Here is an 18,598-nt window from a genome sequence, read left to right on the forward strand (position 1 = left end):
TGGGACTATCAAATCCCGAAAAGATTTCGGGCAGCACCGTCGAATTTGCATGAGGGAGCCAATAATGAGCGGAACGGGACGCGGAGTATGGGACTTCTGGATCGACCGCGGCGGTACGTTCACCGACGTTATCGGGCGCGATCCCGGAGGGCGGCTCCATGCGCGAAAGGTTCTCTCGGAAAATCCCTCGGCCTATAAGGACGCGGCCGTTCACGGCATTCGCCTGCATCTGGGCCTCAGGACGGGCGAGCCGGTGCCAGCCGGCATTATCGGCGAAGTGCGCATGGGAACGACCGTTGCCACCAATGCGCTTCTGGAGCGCAAGGGCGAGCGTCTGGCGCTCGTCACTACCAAAGGTTTTCGCGATGCGCTGAAGATCGGTTATCAGGAACGCAAGAACATCTTTGCAACGGAGATCATCAAGCCGGAAGCGCTTTATGATTCAGTCATCGAGCTTGACGAGCGCGTCCGTGCCGATGGCACGGTGGAAAAGGCCATCACCCTCGCGGAAGCTGAAAAGGCCCTTCGTGCGTTGAAGGCGGAAGGCTATAAATCCATCGCCATTGCCCTCATGCATGCCTACAAGTTTCCGGCGCATGAGGCTGAAATCGCTCGGATTGCCCGCGATATGGGGTTCGAGCAGGTTTCCGTCAGCCACGAGGTTTCGCCGCTCATCAAGCTGGTGGGACGCGGCGATACGACGGTCGTTGATGCCTATCTTTCCCCGGTTCTGCGCCGCTATGTGGCGCAGGTTTCCAACGAACTGGACGTGGAGCGCACCGGCGCGCGTGTCATGTTCATGATGTCTTCGGGCGGTCTGACCGCCGCCGACCTGTTCCAGGGCAAGGATGCCATCCTTTCCGGTCCCGCCGGCGGTGTCGTTGGCCTTGCGCGCACTGGCGAAGCCGCGGGCTTCGGGCAGGTCATCGGTTTTGACATGGGCGGCACCTCCACCGACGTTGCGCATTTCGATGGCGAATATGAACGCGCTTTCGAGACGGAAGTGGCGGGCGTGCGCGTGCGCGCGCCAATGATGCTGATCCACACGGTTGCCGCTGGCGGTGGCTCCATCCTTCATTACGAAGCCGGCCGTTTCCGTGTCGGACCGGATTCGGCAGGCGCAAATCCCGGCCCCGCCTGCTACCGCAATGGCGGCCCGCTTGCCGTTACCGACGCCAATGTCATGCTCGGCAAGCTTCTGCCGGAATTCTTCCCGGCGATCTTCGGTCCAGAACAGAACCAGCCGCTCGATGTGGCGCGCGTGCGCGAACTCTTCGCAGCACTTGCCGACGAGATCGGCGACGGGCACTCGCCGGAGGCGGTTGCGGATGGCTTCATTCGCATTGCCGTCGCCAATATGGTTGAGGCGATCAAGAAAATCTCCGTCCAGCGCGGCTATGACGTAACGCGCTATGCGCTCAATTGCTTCGGCGGCGCGGGCGGGCAACATGCCTGTCTCGTGGCCGATGCGCTGGGCATGAAGAACATTCTTCTTCATCCGATGTCGGGCCTACTGTCCGCCTATGGCATGGGGCTTGCCGATATTCGCGCGACCCGCCAGAAAGCACTTGGCGTTGCGCTCGATCCTGCTGCGCCGAAAGCGCTGAAAGAACTGGGCGAGGAACTGGCAAGCGAATGCGTTGCCGAGCTCATCACACAGGGCATAGAGACAGATGCCATTGAGCGGCACCTTCGCGCCCATATCCGCTATGCGGGCACGGACACGGTTCTTTCCATCGAGGCAACCTTCCCGATGGAAGACGATGCTGCGCGCCTGCGCATCGAATTCGAGGCTGCGCATAGACGCCGGTTCGGTTTCATCGCGGAAAACAAGGCGCTCGTCATCGACGCGGTTGAAGTGGAAGCCGTGGGCGGCGGCGCCGGTGAAATGGAGAATGCCCGATCGCTCGACTGCGACCAGGAAGCAAAACCCGCCAAAAAGACGCGCTTCTTCTCGCAGGGTGAATTCCATGAGGCCGGCGTGGTGCTGCGTGAAGAGATGCAGCGCGGCCAGACCGTCACCGGCCCGGCGATCATCATCGAGAAGAACCAGACCATCGTGATCGAGGATGGCTGGCAGGCGCGCCTGACCGCGCATGACCATGTCGTGCTGACCCGCATCAAGGCCCTGCCCGCCCGCACCGCAATCGGCACCGAGGCCGATCCTGTGATGCTGGAAATTTTCAACAATCTCTTCATGTCCATTGCCGAACAGATGGGCGTGACGCTGCAAAACACCGCCTATTCGGTCAATATCAAGGAACGTCTGGATTTCTCCTGCGCTGTCTTCGATGCCGAAGGCAATCTCGTCGCCAATGCGCCGCACATGCCGGTGCATCTGGGTTCGATGGATGCTTCCGTCGCCACCGCCATCCGCGAAAACAGGGACATCAAGCCGGGCGATGTCTTTCTCATCAACGCGCCTTATAATGGCGGCACCCACCTGCCGGACCTCACTGTCTGCACCCCCGTCTTCGACGATGCGGGCCATGCAATCCGCTTTTGGGTGGCAAGCCGCGGCCATCATGCCGATATTGGCGGGATCGCCCCCGGCTCCATGTCGCCCCTTGCCGTCAATATCGAGCAGGAAGGCGTCTATATCGACAATTTCAAACTGGTCGATCGCGGCACATTCCGCGAGGATGCACTGACTGCACTTCTGACGGGCGCGACCTATCCGGTCCGCAATCTGACGCAGAACGTCAACGACCTGAAAGCGCAGATCGCCGCCAACGAAAAGGGCGTGGCGGAACTGAAGAAGATGATCGGCCTCTTCGGCGAGGACGTCGTGAAGGCCTATATGGGCCATGTTCAGGATAATGCCGCCGAAAGCGTGCGTCGCATACTGGACCGGTTGCCGGACGGTCATTTCACTTATGAAATGGATCAAGGGTGCCAGATCGAGGTGCGTGTCACCATCGACAGGGAAAAACGCGAGGCGACCGTCGACTTCACCGGGACTTCCGAACAGCGCTCCGACAATTTCAATGCGCCGGAGCCCGTCACCCGCGCCGCCGTTCTCTATGTCTTCCGCGTGCTGGTCGAAGGCGACATCCCGATGAATGCGGGGTGCCTGCGCCCGATCAGGGTCATCGTACCGCAAGGCTCCATGCTTTCACCGCGCTATCCGGCAGCGGTCGTAGCCGGCAATGTGGAGGTGAGCCAGGCCGTCACCAATTGCCTGTTCGGCGCAACCAAGGCCATGGCAGCAGCACAGGGCACCATGAACAACCTGACATTCGGCAATGACGAATATCAGTATTACGAAACCATCTGTTCAGGCGCGCCCGCAGGCCCCGGCTTCAACGGTGCCGATGCAGTTCACACCCACATGACCAATTCGCGCCTCACCGATCCGGAAATTCTGGAAACCCGCTTCCCCGTGCTGCTGGAGGATTTTCATATCCGTAAGAATTCCGGCGGCAAGGGCAAATGGCATGCGGGCGATGGCACCAAGCGCACGATCCGCGCGCTGGAAAAGCTCGACTTCGCCATTCTCTCCGGTCATCGCCGCGTGCGCCCCTTCGGGCTGGAAGGCGGTGAGCCCGGCGAAACAGGCCGTAACGAGGTGCGCCGCATGGACGGTTCGGTGGACGTGCTGAAAGGATGCGACCAGACCGTTCTGGAAGCAGGAGAAGCCTTTACCGTCATTACGCCGACAGGCGGCGGATACGGCAAACCGGAATAAGCCCGTCAAGCAATCAACACAACGCCGCCTTTCCGGGCGGCGTTGTCGTTTCTTCAAACCTTGTTACGATTCCGCTTTTTCATCGCTTCCGCGCACACAAAGAGAACGTTCTTCCCCCTCTCAACTGGACAAAAGCGGAGAATAGAATACATTGCTCATTATCCAGCAATAATTGAAAATAATCTCTCATTTGAGGGGCTTTGCGATCCAGTTTGGACCCATCATTAGAATTAAATTTCTGCGATCAATAGGCCATCAACCAGATCACGGATACCAAAATGAAATTCGCTCAGATTCTCGCTACCGCAGGCATCATCCAGGCAGTTCTTTTCACCGGCGCAATGGCGGGTGAAAATCTCGACGCCATCAAGTCGGCCGGTGTCCTGAAAATCGGCACCGAGGGCACCTATGCCCCTTTCACCTATCACGACAAGGAGAACAAGCTTGTCGGCTTCGACGTGGAAATCGGTGAAGCCGTCGCCGAAAAGCTCGGCGTGAAGCCGGAATTCGTGGAAGGCAAATGGGATGGTCTCATCGCCGGTCTCGACGCCAACCGCTACGACGCTGTCATCAATCAGGTCGGCATCACCGAGGAACGGAAGAAGAAATTCAACTTCTCCAACCCCTATATCGTCTCCAAGGTTGTCCTCATCGTCAACGAGAAGAATGACGCGATCAAGGATTTCGCCGATCTGAAGGGCAAGAAGTCAGCCCAGTCGCTCACCAGCAACTATGGCCGCCTGGCCAAGGAAGCAGGCGCGGAACTGGTCGCCACCGATGGTTTCGACCAGTCGATCCAACTGGTCCTGACCGGCCGGGCCGATGCCACGCTGAATGACAGCCTGTCCTATCTCGACTTCAAGAAGCACCAACCGAAGGCTCCGGTAAAGGTCGTGGCGGAAAAGGAAAATGCAGATGCGTCCGGCATCATCGTGCGCAAGGGTGACGATGAACTGGTCGCCGCCATCAACAAGGCGCTTGATGAAATCAAGGCCGATGGCACCTACGACAAGATCTCGCAGAAATATTTCGGTCAGGACGTTTCCAAGTAATATTCTGCCCGACCGCAATTGCGAAGCCGGACCAGATCCGGCTTCGTTCTGTTACGGTTGTGGAAAACTATTCCCGAGACAGAATCGCCAGACCGTATAATATGGCCCCGCGCGCTTCTTGCAGCGCATGTTCATTCCGGTCCGATCTATTATCCCAATTGCTGCGAAGGAGCCGAAACGAGTGCCCGACTGGCTTCAACTCATGGCAGATTCCCTGCCCACACTTCTCTGGGCCGGGTTGATCTTCACCATACCGCTGACCTTGCTTTCCTTTGCCTTCGGCCTTGCGCTTGGCCTCCTGACGGCACTCGTGCGGCTGTTCGCACCCGTCTGGCTTTCTTCCGTCGCACGGTTCTATGTCTGGGTTTTTCGCGGCACGCCGCTTCTGGTCCAGCTTTTCGTAATCTTTTACGGTCTGCCCAGCATCGGCGTCTATCTCGACGCCTTTCCGGCAGCATTGATCGGTTTCACGCTCAATATCGGGGCCTATAGTTCCGAAATCATCCGCGCCGTCATTTCCTCGGTCCCGAAGGGACAATGGGAAGCTGCCTATTCCATCGGCATGAGCTGGCGTCAGGCGCTTGTCCGCACCATTCTTCCGCAGGCAACCAGGACCGCTGTGCCGCCGCTTTCCAACACCTTCATCTCGCTCGTCAAGGATACGTCTCTGGCGGCTGCGATCACCGTGCCGGAACTGTTCCAGTCTGCACAGCGCATCGTCGCCACCACCTATGAACCACTCGTCCTCTATATCGAGGCGGCACTCATCTATCTGGCGCTGAGTTCCGTTCTATCGGCCCTGCAAGTGCGGCTGGAGCGGCGCTTCGGGCGTTATGGCGGCACGCTGGAGACAAACGCATGATCGAGCTGCAACATATCGTAAAGCGTTTTGACGATGCCGTTATCCTGAACGACATCAACATCACGATCGCCGAAGGCACAGTGACAGCCCTTGTCGGCCCTTCCGGCGGCGGCAAGAGCACATTGCTGCGCTGCATCAATCTTCTGGAAATCCCGACCTCCGGCACGCTTCTGCTGGGCGGGCAGAGCCTGTCCTTCGAGCCGGACCGCAAGCCAAGCTGGCAGGCGATCCAGTCCATCCGACGCCAGACGGGCATGGTGTTCCAGAATTTCCAGCTTTTCCCGCACCAGACCGCAATCCAAAATGTCATGGAAGGGCTGGTCACAGTCCTGAAATGGCCGAAGGACAAGGCGCGCGAGCGCGCAATGGAACTGCTGACCAAGGTGGGCATGGCGCATAAGGCCGATGCCTGGCCCTCCACGCTTTCGGGTGGACAGCAGCAGCGCATCGCCATTGCGCGCGCTCTTGCGCCATCGCCGCGTGTTCTGTTGTGCGACGAGCCGACCTCCGCGCTCGACCCGGAACTCGCGTCCGAAGTTGTGGATGTACTAAGCAAGCTTGCGCAGGAAGGCACGACCATGGTGATTGCGACGCATGATCTGCGCCTCGCCTCCAAGATTGCGAAGAATGTGGTCTTTCTGGAATCGGGCAATGTGGTGGAGACCGGCTCCGCCTACGATGTCTTCACCCGCCCCAGCCGCGACCGTACCAAGCAGTTCGTGGCAACGATCAACGCCGCGCACAGCTACGACATCTGACCAGTTCGTAAGGGCTTTCGCCAACCGCGAAAGCCCTCTCCGGCGCGCCGTCACCGTAAAATTGTCTGGTGCTTCAAAAATTTCCGGCGGCACTTCACAGCCTGCCCCTTGGTAAAACGGAAAACCACTGTTACATTATGCGCAACGTAAAAATTGAAGCGCCTTGCTTGCGTCCTCATCGGTTCGCGCGGCGCCATAAGGATCAGAACCTTGAAAAACCCCGAGGAGCGCACCGCCGATACGGTGCACCAGGGGGCGTCTGGCGGACAATCCGGCAATGTTCAGGCCCGGAATCCGTCCGAAGGCGGCAAGCGCAAATTGCGCAAGCATGCCGCCGCAGAAGCCGGGAATGCGCGTAGCGCTCCCGATTCAGGACGCCCGAAAACCCAGGATGAAGCGGAAGCCAAGGGCTCTCCCAGCCAGCGCAAGCGCGCGCGCCGCCGCCGCCACCGGGGCAAGGCAGGCCGTGGAACCGAGACTGCATGCGCAAAGCCTCCTGCTGCCGAGACCGTGAGTGCGGAAGCGCGCCCCTGCGGGAAATTATCGAATCGCCGCCGCCGCGCCCGCAAGAAAAAGCAACTGGCCCGTCAACAGGACGGCCAGCCGATGCTCGTTGCAGAAAACGCAGCCAAGGTCCCGCACCACGCACCGCGCCCGGAAAGCCATGCGCCTGCAACGCAGGCCAAACGGAAGAACGGCGCGCCGCAGCCTGCCCGCCACACCAACGGCGCACCCAGTGCCCATGGTGAGACACCGTTATATGCCGCCCTTGATCTTGGCACCAATAATTGCCGCCTTCTGGTGGCCTCGCCCACACGGCCCGGCCAGTTCCGCGTCGTCGATGCCTTTTCGCGCATCGTGCGGCTTGGCGAAGGCTTGAGCACCACCGGCAAGCTTGGCGACAATGCCATGCATCGCGCAGTGGAAGCGCTGAAAATCTGCCGCGACAAGCTTGCCGGCAAGAAAATCCGCCGTTCGCGCCTGATCGCGACCGAAGCCTGCCGTTCGGCGGCCAATGGCGAGGAATTCCTGACGCGCGTGCGTGAGGAAACCGGGCTGGAGCTGGAAATCGTGGATCGCCAGACAGAGGCGCGGCTTGCCGTGTCCGGCTGCGGCACGCTCGTCACCCGCGATACGGACGCCGTGGTGCTGTTCGACATCGGCGGCGGCTCCTCGGAAATCGCGCTGATCGACGTATCGCGCCGCCGCTCCCCGCGCCTTGCCGAGCATATCACCGCCTGGACCTCGCTTCCGGTCGGTGTGGTGACGCTTGCCGAACGCTTCGGCGGGCGCAACGTGACCGAAGAGAGCTTCGGCGCGATGGTCGATCACGTTACCGAATTGCTGTCTTGCTTTGCGGAGCGCAACTGCCTCGGCCAGCTTGCGGCGAGCCCGCGCTTTCACCTTCTCGGCACATCCGGCACGGTGACGACGCTTGCCGGCATTCATCTCGGCCTTGATCGCTATGACCGCCGCCGCGTGGACGGCATGTGGATGGGCGCGGACGATGTGACGCAGATGACAAACCGTTTGCTGTCCTGGGATTTCGAGGCGCGCGTGGCCAATCCGTGCATTGGCGCGGACCGGGCCGATCTGGTATTGGCCGGCTGCGCCATTCTCGATGCCATTCGCAAGGTATGGCCGAGTGAAAAACTTCTCGTTGCCGATCGCGGTTTGCGTGAAGGCATTCTGACCGAACTGATGTCGCGGGACGGCGCATGGCGCCATAACAAGGCTCCCGGCGCTAGAAACAGGCAACCAAGATGAGTAAATCAGGTGGAAACAAAGGCGGCGTGAAAACTGGTGGCCGGGGCGGCGCGGGCTCCAGCAATCTGCAAGTGCGCGTGAAAAAGAAGGCCGGTACGATCAAGGAATCGTCGCGCCGCTGGCTACAGCGCCATCTGAACGACCCCTATGTCCACAAATCCAAGCAGGACGGTTATCGGTCACGCGCAGCCTACAAGCTCATAGAAATCAACGACCGCTATAATCTGCTCAAAAAAGGGCAGAAGATCATCGATCTTGGCGCCGCGCCTGGCGGCTGGTCGCAGATCGCTGCCAAGATTGTGGGCTCGACCGACGAAAACCCGCATGTCGTCGGCATCGACTATCTTCACGTCGATCCCCTGCCCGGCGTCATTCTGCTGGAAATGGATTTTCTGGATGAGGAAGCGCCGCAAAAACTGATGAATGCCCTTGGCGACAAGCCGGACCTTGTCATTTCGGACATGGCCGCGCCCACCACGGGCCATCGCCGGACGGACCATCTGCGCACAGTGCATCTTTGCGAAGTCGCCGCCGATTTTGCCATTTCGGTGCTGAAACCCGGCGGCCACTTCCTCACCAAGACTTTTCAGGGCGGTACGGAAAACGAGCTTTTGGCGCTTCTCAAGCAGAAGTTCCGCTCGGTGCATCACGTCAAGCCACCCGCATCGCGTGCCGAATCCGTGGAGCTTTATCTGCTCGCCCGCGATTTCAAGGGATGAGCCTTATTTACCAGCCGACGTGCTCGTGATTTCCACTGCTGTACGCTCCTTGCTGCGATGTTTAACGACAGTCGGCGCGGCCAGTTCCTTGCCTGCATCCGGTGCAAGCCGCGCGAACCAGAAGAAAGCCAGCGCCGAAACACCAGCCACCACGAAGAAGCCAATGTGGAAATCCACCAACTCAAGGTGGGTTCCGCGAAGCGATGTACTGACCTCCAGAATACCGCCTGCCAGCGCGACGCCAATAGCAATGGAAACCTGCTGGGCGACAGCCGTGATGGGCGTTGCCTGACTTGTCTTTTCATCGGGTATTTCGGCAAAGGCCAGCGCGTTGACGCCGGTGAAGAACAGCGAACGTGCAAAGCCGCCCATGAGCAGGAAGCCGATGATGATCCAGTAAGGCGTCACAGGCGTAAACGTGCCATTCACGGCGATGAAGGCCGCTGAAATCAGCGACCCGCCCATCAGTGCACGGCGAAATCCGATGCGCGCGAAAATGCGCTTCGCACCGAATTTCATGCTGATCGCGCCGATTGCCGATACAAAGGTCATCATCCCGGACTGAAATGGCGTGAGGCCGAAACCAAGCTGGAACATCAAGGGCAGCAAAAACGGGATTGCACCGATGCCGAAGCGGAAAATGCTGCCGCCGAAAACCGCCGAACGGAAGACCTGATTGTCGAATAACTTCAGATTGAGAAGCGGATCGGGCACGCGCCTTGCATGGCGCAGATAAAGAACTGTGCAAAGGATACCGATAGCAAGCGTGGCAAAGCCGATCACAGGCGGCAAGGCTGGAAGGCTCACCACCGATAGGCCGAATACCACACCAGACATGGCAATACCGGACAGGAAGAACCCCGGCCAGTCGAGCCGCTTCATGATGCGTTCTTCATTATCGGGCAGGAAACGCGTGGCAAACCAGATGCCGATCACGCCGATCGGCACATTGATGAGAAATATCCAATGCCAGGTGAGGAAGGTGGTGATAAAGCCCCCGACCGGCGGGCCAACCAGCGGCCCGACCATGGCCGGAATGGTGAGCCAGGCCATGGCCGAAACAAGCTCGCTGCGCGGCGTGGAACGGATAAGGACCAAGCGGCCAACCGGCGTCATCATCGCACCGCCCATCCCCTGCAAGAAACGGGCAACCACGAAAGCGGCCAGCGAATTCGATGCGGCGCAGGCAACGGAACCAACCACGAATACCGCTATTGCAGCCCGGAAAACATTCTTGGCGCCAAAGCGATCCGCCATCCAGCCACTCACGGGAATGAAGACCGCGAGCGCAACGAGATAAGCCGTCAGGGCCAACTTCAGCGCAATCGGGCTTGTACCAATGTCGGCGGCGATCGCTGGAAGCGATGTCGAAATGACGTTCGAATCCATCTGTTCCATGAACAGGGCTATGGCCAATACGAGGGGAATGATGCGATTCACGGTAATATTCCGAAATAACGGACAGGAGACAGCCGACAAATCCTATGTAGCGCCGAGCCGCTTATTGCTAGTCGGAACGGCGTCACATTGCAGTGAATATGCGATAAAATCAGTAATTTATCGCGAATGTACCTCATCTCGCCTGCTTTTGCACGAGATTGACCATATGTCTCACGCCAGATTTCAGGCATTCACATTTGCGTAAAACGGGGTTGCGCTTCCCGTAACGGCTTGTTACATTTCGTTACAGTTTCACGAGGCTTCGAACCGGGTGGGGGCCGCCCCGGTTCAAGGAGGTAGGAAATGAACGATATTACAAGAACCGCCATCATCTATGGCATGATGATCATATCACTCAACACTGCGCTTGCAGTTGGCCTTCTCGGCCTTGATTTCCTGCATTGACGCGGCCCTACAAAAGTTTTTTGCCCTCCAGGCACATATGAAAAAGAGCGCTTCCAGTTCGATGGAAGCGCTCTTTTCTTTTTTCGTAGTCTCCGCTGATGTCAGAGAATGCGACTTTGACTGTCCGGATCGAAGAAAACAGACTTATCCAGGTTGAAAGCAAGCCGGGCCGGCTGTCCTGCAACTATGCGGGCATCGGCGCGCAGACGCGCCACGACATGCTTGCCCCCCAGACGCGTGACCGCAAACGTATCCGATCCCGCGGGCTCGACAACATCGATCAGACAATCGCCTTCCACCACAGCATCGGCATTGCGATCCGCGCCATCCGGATCGGTCAGCGCTTCAGGACGAATACCGAAAACAACATCTTTGCCTTCATATGCACCGAGCCCCTGAGGGGCAGCTTTCAATGGCAGCTTGAGCGGCTCACCTTCGCCGCGTCCAAGATTGATCGCATAGCTTGAACCGTTCTTTTCGACCCGCGCGGTCAACAGGTTCATGGCAGGCGACCCCATGAAATCCGCAACGAACATGTTGGACGGATTATTATAGATCTCAGCCGGAGTGCCGAACTGCTGCAAGACGCCGTCCTTCAGAACGGCAATCTTGGTTGCAAGCGTCATTGCCTCGATCTGGTCGTGGGTTACGTAAACAATCGTCGTCTTCATCCGGCTGTGCAGCCGTTTGATCTCTGTGCGCATGTCGACACGAAGCTTGGCGTCGAGGTTTGAAAGCGGCTCGTCAAACAGGAAGACTTGAGGATTGCGCACCAGAGCACGTCCCATGGCCACGCGCTGGCGTTGACCGCCGGAAAGCTGGCTCGGCTTGCGATCCAGCAGATGGCCGATCTGTAGAATCTCGGCAACCTCCTGAATAGCTTTGTCGCGTTCAGCCTTCGGAACTTTGCGAATCTCCATGCCGAAAGCGATATTCCCGGCAACTGTCATGTTCGGATAGAGCGCATAGGACTGGAAGACCATCGCAATATCACGCTGCGATGGATGCAAGCCCGCAATAGACTTGCCGTTGATTGAAATATCGCCGGAAGTGATCGGCTCAAGCCCGGCAATCGTATTCAGAAGCGTTGACTTGCCACAGCCAGACGGACCAACGAGCACGAGAAAACCGCCTTCGTCGATCTCGATATTGATATCCTTCAAAACCGAAACGCTGCCATAGGACTTGTAGAGGTCGGATATTTTCAGAAAAGACATTTGCACCTTATCCCTTGACGGCACCGGACATCAGGCCGCGTACGAAATAGCGACCGGAAACGATATAGACGATCAGCGTCGGCAGGGCTGCCAGGATGGCTCCCGCGAAATGGACATTGTACTCCTTGACGCCGGTGGAGGAGGAAACCAGATTGTTGAGCGCAACCGTCATCGGCGTCGAATTCGCGCCTGAGAAGGAAGCGCCGAACAGAAAGTCGTTCCAGATATTGGTGAATTGCCAGATCACGGAAACAACGATGATCGGCCCGGATGACGGCAGCAAAATTCGCCAAAATATCTGGAAAAAGCTCGCTCCATCGATTTGAGCGGCTCGCACCAGCTCGGTCGGGAAAGCCTCATAATAGTTGCGGAAATAAAGGGTCGTGAACCCGATACCATAAACCACATGTACAAGGATCAACCCCCAGATCGTGCCCGCAATTCCCAGGAAACCTAGAACACGCGCCATCGGGATGAGGACGATCTGGAACGGAATGAAGCACGACAGCAGCAGCAAACCGAAAAAGACATTCGACCCGCGAAACTGCCATTTGGTCAGCACATAGCCGTTCAACGCGCCAACAATGGTCGAGATCGCAACGGCTGGAACAACCATCAGGATCGAGTTGATGAAGAAAGGTTTCAGCCCCGTGGGCTGTACTCCGATCTGCGCCGTTGACCAGGCCGACAACCACGGTTCGATGGTCCATTGCTGCGGCAGGTTCAACATGCCGCCCTGACGGATTTCATCCAGGGGTTTGAACGAGTTGACCAGCATCACATAAAGCGGCAGCAGGTAGTAGAAAGCAAAGAGCAGCAGCGCGGTGTAGATCAGCGCACGTGTCAGCTTTCCGCTGCTGATGGCATTGTCTTGCGACTGGGCGCTCATGACCGCGACCCTCCGCGAATTTCCGAGTACAGATAAGGAATGATGATCGAGAAGATCATCGCCAGCATGATGATTGCCGAAGACGCGCCGATACCCATCTGGTTTCGGGTGAATGTGTAGGAATACATGAACGTCGCAGGCAATTCGGTGGCCTGTCCCGGCCCACCGCCGGTCAGTGCGATCACAAGATCATAAGCCTTGATCGCCAGATGCGCGAGGACCACGAATGCCGACAGGAAAACCGGGCGCATCAGCGGAATGATGATGCGGCGATAGATCGTGCCCGTCGATGCACCATCAATCTGAGCCGCCTTGATGATCTCATTGTCGACACCGCGCAATCCCGCAAGAAACATCGCCATCACAAATCCGGATGATTGCCACACCGCAGCAATCACGAGACAGTAGATTGCCATCGTGTTGCTCTTGATCCAATTGAACGAGAAACTCTCCCAACCCCATAGATGCATTGTGTTTTCCAGACCGATCCCCGGATCGAGAAACCACTTCCACGCTGTTCCGGTCACGATAAAGGAAAGTGCCATCGGGTAGAGATAGATCGGGCGCAATATGCCTTCGCCGCGAATTTTCTGGTCTAGCAGGATTGCAAGAAACAGCCCGATCACCGAACAGATAATGATGTAGAGCGATGCAAAGATTGCCAGATTTGTGATTGCGCGCCACCAATGCGGCAAGGCCCATAACTTGGTGTAATTTGTGAGCCCGACGAAGCCGTAGGAAGGCAGCATCCGACTGTTGGTCAGCGAGAGAACGCCCGTGTAAATAATGAAACCGTAGACAAAGACGAGCACTATCAGAAAGCTCGGCCCCAGAACCAGCTTCGGCACCAGTTCCTGTAATCGGTTGTTACGCTGCATATTTGCGTCACCCTGTTCACGCCGTCGGCAACCATACCATTGATCTGGCGATAAGGTTCCGACATCGATTTGATCGGCAATCCGGCGCTACCCTACTACGCGCGACCGAATGCACTTCATAAGTTCAGCCTGCTGCAATTTCCGATGGAAACATGCAGACCTTCAGCATGCAATTCTTGTCTTGATTTCCGCCCGCTGCCGCCAGCAGTTTCAGACGCGCCACCATTATCCAGAGCGCCTGAAATAAAAGACGTCCGGGATATTGTCCCGGACGTCTTTTCGCCATTACTTCGCAGCCTCGACAGCCGAAACGAGTTCCTTGACGGCATCTTCCGATGAAAGCTGCCCGTTGAACTGGCGCGTCACGACATCATAGATGGCGTTCTTGACCGCAGCCGGATTGGCGTAGCCATGCGCCATGGAGCCCAGCATCGTGCCCTTTTCGCTTGCCTCCTTTTCGTCGGCGATAGCCTTCTTGCCGCAGGCATCAAAGTCGGTGTCGGGCACATCCGTACGCGCCGGAGCAGACCCCTTCACCACATTGAATGCGGACTGGAAAGTCGGACTTTCAATTGCCGACGCCATTTCAAGCTGAGCCGGAACCTTGTCGTCGGAAACCTTGAACATCGCGAACATGTCGGAATTGAAGGTGATGGCGCCCTGTGTGCCCGGATAACGCATGCAGACGAAATCCTCGCCCGGCTTCTTGCCAGCCTTGATGAACTCGCCCTTTGCCCAGTCGCCCATGAACTGTAAACCGGCCTTGCCCTCAATAACCATTGCTGAGGCAAGATTCCAGTCACGACCGGAGAAGTTGTCATCCACATAAGACCGCAGTTTCGTCATACGGTCGAATGCCTGTTTCATCGTATCGCTTCCCAGAGTTTCGGGATCGAGATTGATGAAAGCCTTTTTGTAGAAGTCGGTGCCGAACGAAAGCACAACGGCGTCAAAAATTGTCGCATCCTGCCACGGCTGGCCACCATGAGCGACCGGCGTAATGCCCTGTTCCTTGAACTTGTCGAGAAGCGCAATCAGTTCGTCCCAGTTGGTTGGCTCCTTACCGCCAGCCTTATCGAGCGCGGCCTTATTGATCCACATCCAGTTTGTGGAGTGAACATTGACAGGAGCCGCGATCCAATGACCGTCATATTTGGCAAATTCCTGCAATGGAGCCGGAATAACCTTGTCCCAGCCTTCCTTGTTGGCGACCTCATCGAGATTGCCAAGGGCGCCCTGTTCCGCCCAGTCGCGAATGTCGAAGCCGAGCATCTGCACTGCCGTTGGTGCATTGCCAGCCGTGACGCGGGCGCGCAGCACCGTCATGGCTTCCGTACCGCCGCCACCGGCAACCGGCATATCGGTCCAGCTGATGCCCTTCTTTTCAAGATCCTTCTTCAAGACATCGAGTGCGGCAGCCTCACCGCCGGCAGTCCACCAGTGCAGAACCTCGACATTCTGCTTGTCCTGTGCACCGGCGACAGGGGCCATTCCGGCAAGCAAAGCGCAGGCGGCCGTACCCATCGCGGCGAGCTTCAAAAGTTTATGCATGTCTACCTCCCGTAGAAACAAACGAAACTAAATTTTTCGGATATCCAGCCAAGCCTTTGCTTTGGCGCGACAATCCACCTTTTCACTCCCACCTGTGCCTCCCCGGCACAGATCAGAAACCGGCTGCTCCACGCAGCCTCTTTCTGTCAGTCTCTGCCGCAATACGATGTGAAATTTTCGCTTTCACCCGCGCCCCGGCCATCCCTCGGCGGCGTTTTCCTGAAATCCTCCGTCCCACTCTTACGCCGACTTACCCCGATTGACAACGTTGTCTTTTATGGAAGCAGCTGATCCCCAAGACAAGATGTGGAGCGTAAGATAGGCTCAAACCCCGTCGGGGTGTCAATATCTCCTGATGGATAAAGGCAGGAAATGTAATCCATAAAAAATACTAGCGACCGGAACATTCCCAAAAGCCTTTGGAAAATAAAGCTTTATCCTTTTAAAATGACCATACTCTGCGATGCAGTTCCGGTCTCTCCTCGCTTTCAAAGCGAGGAAGCAGAAAATTTTCTCATCATACTGGACAAGCCATCGACAACGGCATAATTTCCCGCCGCCCGCATAATGGTGTGCGGGTTTGTTCTCGGGGCGGGGTGAAACTCCCCACCGGCGGTATGAAGCGTTTTCCGCTTCGAGCCCGCGAGCGCCTGGTTGAAGTCGATTCGCTTTCAATTCAGGGTCAGCAGATCCGGTGAGATGCCGGAGCCGACGGTTAAAGTCCGGATGGAAGAGAGCGATTGATCGTTGAGATTGTGCCTTTCAGGCACCGTCTGAGCGTTCTTTTGTGCGCCCTGATTCTAGTTTCTTGAGGAACCTATGAACCAGAGCTATCCGAACAAGTCTTCATTCAAGATCGCATTCATTCAAGCCCGCTGGCACGCCGATATCGTCGACGAAGCCCGCAAAAGCTTCATCGCTGAACTGTCCGCGAAGGCCGGCGCCAATGTGGAAGTCGAAATCTTCGACGTTCCCGGCGCCTATGAAATCCCCCTCCACGCCAAATCTCTGGCCAAAACCAGCCGGTATGCCGCCATCGTTGGCGCAGCTTTCGTGGTGGATGGCGGTATCTACAGGCATGATTTCGTGGCAACTGCCGTCATCAACGGCATGATGCAGGTCGGCCTGGAAACAGGGGTTCCGGTACTGAGTGTCGTCCTCACACCGCATCATTATCATGAAAGCAAGGAACATCATGAGTTCTTCCATACCCACTTCAAGGTGAAAGGCGTGGAAGCAGCCAATGCAGCATTGCAGATCGTAAGTGAACGCAGCCGTATCGCTGCCCTCGTATAATGACACTTTGACCGGCCTTTGCAAAAAGGCCGGTCAATCTCCGGCGATACGCTCCCCATGCGCATAAACGTCGAATTCATCTCCCCGGACCAACGCCACAAGCGTCAGGTTCGATTCCTCAGCCGTTCGGATGGCAAGAGCCGTTGGAGCGGAGATCGCTGCCAGAACCGGCGCACCAAACATAACCGCCTTCTGTACCATTTCGACCGATACACGACTGGTGATCGCAATAATTCCGCTTTCAGGCGAAGAACCAATATGCGAGACGGCGCCGACGAGCTTATCCAACGCGTTGTGGCGCCCAACATCCTCACGCACGGCAACACGCCCCTCACCCGGCAAATAGAAACCCGCAGCATGAACGGCATGAGTTTCAGCATTCAATCGCTGCCCTTCTGCAAGCGATGAAACAGCTAACGAAATATCGCGGGGCGCAAACTTTCTGCCGGTCCGGTCCAGTGTCCTGAGCGGCCGCAACGCATGTTCAATGGAATCTATGCCGCAAAGACCACATCCGACAGGACCGGCCATAAACCGGCGTCGCGCCGCAAGCCTCTGCTCCGGGCGTTCGGACAGTCTGATCTGTATGTCGATGCCTTTTTCGAAGTCCACGATCTCAATCGCTTCAATTTCAGAAATATGGTCGACAATATTCTCGGTCAGTGTAAACCCGATCGCAAAGTCCTCAAGATTATCGGGGGTCGCCATCATCACAGCCTGTGTCGAGCCATTGTAGCTCAGGGCCACCGGTATCTCTTCCGGTACTATCCGCTTGCCTTCCCGGAAGCCCGACATACGATGCGCGAAACGCGCAGCACTGTGACTTGTCTTGCGGATCGTCATCTTACTTGCCCACCTGCCATCGCATGCATCCTCCCGACAGTTTCATGTGGCACGAAAACAACTTTTATGTAAAGTCAAACTTGGTAGACTTAAACACATGAAATTATTTAAGAAAATTGATTTCTTACCCCAACTTACGATGAAAATCAGACCTTTGATTATAAAGGATAATCCCGCGCCATCCCCTAACCTTTTTCCCCTCATAACCGCCTCAGTCCACGCATGTGATTTGAAGTTCTCTCACATCGGAGAAAACACCATTCCATCACCTTTTCAAGCGATCTGTCACGGCCTCAAATATCGCATCACTGATCCACATACCGCATGCCCCCACAACGAAGGCAGCCGCATGAAGACCGGCGTTCGTGTCATCATTGGGTGGCAACGGGAAGTGGATAGCTTGAAGATAATGCACCAGGGGACCAGTCAAATACCCAGCCGCCAGCGCACCGCAGATAGGCGATGCGATAGTTTCCCGGATCGTATATCGCTTTCTCGATAGGGCGCGTAAAGCCCCACCCGCAAACCCCGCAATCAACACATATAGTTTCAGTCCAAACTCATCTAATGGGCTATTCACCTTCCCCCCTATTACTTCTTGTCGTGAATAGCGCACTCGTCTTTCGACCAGACGCCGCCCGCACAACCGCGCACTATGGTGCGGTCGATCTTTCGTTGATCCGCCGCAGTTGCCCCGCGAGCGCCCATCAGATCGGTTCCGAGAACGTTACGGCCGCCGCTCACATTTGCCGGTGCTGAATGTCCACACCCCGCCAGCATCAATGCACTCATCATAAGAGTGAGCAGCGTCCAGAGCTTTGCCTGTGGCTTCATTGTTCTGTCTTTCGATTTTGGTTTCTGTGCTGGCTGTGCCTGAGAGCTTTCCGGCGACATATCCACCCGCCAGAAGCAGAAACGCCGCCAGAACGGCAGCGAGCGAGTATTTCAGCCATGAGGGAATGAGCGCCCAGATCATGCCTCCTCCCTCACCCGACGGATGAAGAAGTACAGACCGACACCGACGAGAGCGACCATTGCCACGGCAAGCGCCCACTGCATCGGGCCGGAGCCGTCAGCCATTGCTCCGACGCCTGTAATCAGCCCGTCAAGCGGTCCCCATGCTTCCGGTTTGGATAATACCGTTTTGAGGGACGTATCCGACTGTACGGCCTTGCCAGTTGGAACCTGCGGCACCTGGGAAGGAACTGGAGCACTGTCACGAGAGAAAGCCAG

15 protein-coding genes, 1 pseudogene and 1 riboswitch are annotated in these 18,598 nt (G+C 57.1%); of the genes and pseudogenes, 7 read left to right on the forward strand and 9 right to left on the reverse strand.

Going from position 1 to position 18,598, the window contains the following annotated elements:
* Nucleotides 1-49: 49 nt before the first annotated feature.
* From AVM02_RS11215 to AVM02_RS11240, 6 genes are all read left to right on the forward strand, one after another.
* On the forward strand, nt 50-3,688 hold the full coding sequence (locus AVM02_RS11215; RefSeq protein ID WP_411507048.1) for a hydantoinase B/oxoprolinase family protein: 3,639 nt from the start codon (nt 50-52) through the stop codon (nt 3,686-3,688).
* A gap of 278 nt (nt 3,689-3,966) precedes the next feature.
* On the forward strand, nt 3,967-4,740 hold the full coding sequence (locus AVM02_RS11220) for an amino acid ABC transporter substrate-binding protein (protein WP_411507049.1): 774 nt from the start codon (nt 3,967-3,969) through the stop codon (nt 4,738-4,740).
* Between the two features lie 181 nt (nt 4,741-4,921).
* A complete protein-coding gene (locus AVM02_RS11225) occupies nt 4,922-5,602 on the forward strand; it encodes an amino acid ABC transporter permease (RefSeq protein ID WP_411507050.1) in 681 nt (226 codons plus the stop codon).
* Nucleotides 5,599-6,360, forward strand: coding sequence for an amino acid ABC transporter ATP-binding protein (locus tag AVM02_RS11230; RefSeq protein WP_411507051.1), 762 nt, complete (start codon nt 5,599-5,601; stop codon nt 6,358-6,360). Before AVM02_RS11225 ends, AVM02_RS11230 begins: the two co-directional genes overlap by 4 nt.
* Nucleotides 6,361-6,570: 210 nt before the next feature.
* Nucleotides 6,571-8,127 carry a Ppx/GppA phosphatase family protein gene (locus AVM02_RS11235; protein WP_411507052.1) on the forward strand — a complete coding sequence of 519 codons (1,557 nt, stop codon included), beginning with the start codon at nt 6,571-6,573 and terminating at the stop codon, nt 8,125-8,127.
* Nucleotides 8,124-8,846 carry an RlmE family RNA methyltransferase gene (locus tag AVM02_RS11240; RefSeq protein WP_411507053.1) on the forward strand — a complete coding sequence of 241 codons (723 nt, stop codon included), beginning with the start codon at nt 8,124-8,126 and terminating at the stop codon, nt 8,844-8,846. The genes AVM02_RS11235 and AVM02_RS11240 overlap by 4 nt, the downstream gene beginning before the upstream one ends.
* A 3-nt stretch (nt 8,847-8,849) precedes the next feature.
* Here the strand turns inward: AVM02_RS11240 and AVM02_RS11245 are convergent, their stop codons facing one another.
* From AVM02_RS11245 to AVM02_RS11265, 5 genes are all read right to left on the reverse strand, one after another.
* On the reverse strand, nt 8,850-10,286 hold the full coding sequence (locus AVM02_RS11245) for a DHA2 family efflux MFS transporter permease subunit (protein WP_411507054.1): 1,437 nt from the start codon (nt 10,284-10,286) through the stop codon (nt 8,850-8,852).
* Between the two features lie 506 nt (nt 10,287-10,792).
* Nucleotides 10,793-11,908: an ABC transporter ATP-binding protein gene (locus AVM02_RS11250; RefSeq protein WP_411507055.1), complete on the reverse strand. Its 1,116-nt coding sequence runs from the start codon at nt 11,906-11,908 to the stop codon at nt 10,793-10,795.
* Nucleotides 11,909-11,915: 7 nt separating this feature from the next.
* Nucleotides 11,916-12,797, reverse strand: coding sequence for a carbohydrate ABC transporter permease (locus tag AVM02_RS11255; protein WP_411507056.1), 882 nt, complete (start codon nt 12,795-12,797; stop codon nt 11,916-11,918).
* Nucleotides 12,794-13,675: a carbohydrate ABC transporter permease gene (locus AVM02_RS11260; RefSeq protein ID WP_411507057.1), complete on the reverse strand. Its 882-nt coding sequence runs from the start codon at nt 13,673-13,675 to the stop codon at nt 12,794-12,796. Before AVM02_RS11260 ends, AVM02_RS11255 begins: the two co-directional genes overlap by 4 nt.
* Nucleotides 13,676-13,960: 285 nt before the next feature.
* Nucleotides 13,961-15,226: an ABC transporter substrate-binding protein gene (locus AVM02_RS11265; RefSeq protein WP_411507058.1), complete on the reverse strand. Its 1,266-nt coding sequence runs from the start codon at nt 15,224-15,226 to the stop codon at nt 13,961-13,963.
* 578 nt (nt 15,227-15,804) lie between these two features.
* A riboswitch (FMN riboswitch) is annotated at nt 15,805-15,968 on the forward strand.
* Between the two features lie 77 nt (nt 15,969-16,045).
* Here AVM02_RS11265 and AVM02_RS11270 point away from each other — a divergent pair.
* Nucleotides 16,046-16,522 carry a 6,7-dimethyl-8-ribityllumazine synthase gene (locus tag AVM02_RS11270; protein ID WP_411507059.1) on the forward strand — a complete coding sequence of 159 codons (477 nt, stop codon included), beginning with the start codon at nt 16,046-16,048 and terminating at the stop codon, nt 16,520-16,522.
* A 33-nt stretch (nt 16,523-16,555) separates the two neighbouring features.
* Here AVM02_RS11270 and fdhD read toward each other — a convergent pair whose 3' ends face one another.
* The 4 genes and pseudogenes from fdhD to AVM02_RS11290 all read right to left on the reverse strand — a co-directional run.
* Complete coding sequence (gene fdhD / locus AVM02_RS11275; RefSeq protein ID WP_411507060.1) at nt 16,556-17,365, reverse strand: formate dehydrogenase accessory sulfurtransferase FdhD; 810 nt, start codon at nt 17,363-17,365, stop codon at nt 16,556-16,558.
* 591 nt (nt 17,366-17,956) lie between these two features.
* Nucleotides 17,957-18,199, reverse strand: coding sequence for a hypothetical protein (locus AVM02_RS11280; protein ID WP_411507061.1), 243 nt, complete (start codon nt 18,197-18,199; stop codon nt 17,957-17,959).
* Nucleotides 18,093-18,341 carry a hypothetical protein gene (locus AVM02_RS11285; RefSeq protein WP_411507064.1) on the reverse strand — a complete coding sequence of 83 codons (249 nt, stop codon included), beginning with the start codon at nt 18,339-18,341 and terminating at the stop codon, nt 18,093-18,095. Before AVM02_RS11285 ends, AVM02_RS11280 begins: the two co-directional genes overlap by 107 nt.
* Nucleotides 18,338-18,598 (reverse strand): annotated as a pseudogene (locus AVM02_RS11290) (acetylmuramidase); the annotation flags it as partial. The pseudogene AVM02_RS11290 and the gene AVM02_RS11285, both read right to left, overlap by 4 nt.

The sequence above is a fragment of the Brucella anthropi genome, assembly GCF_046630315.1.
Classification (GTDB): Bacteria; Pseudomonadota; Alphaproteobacteria; order Rhizobiales; family Rhizobiaceae; genus Brucella; species Brucella anthropi_A.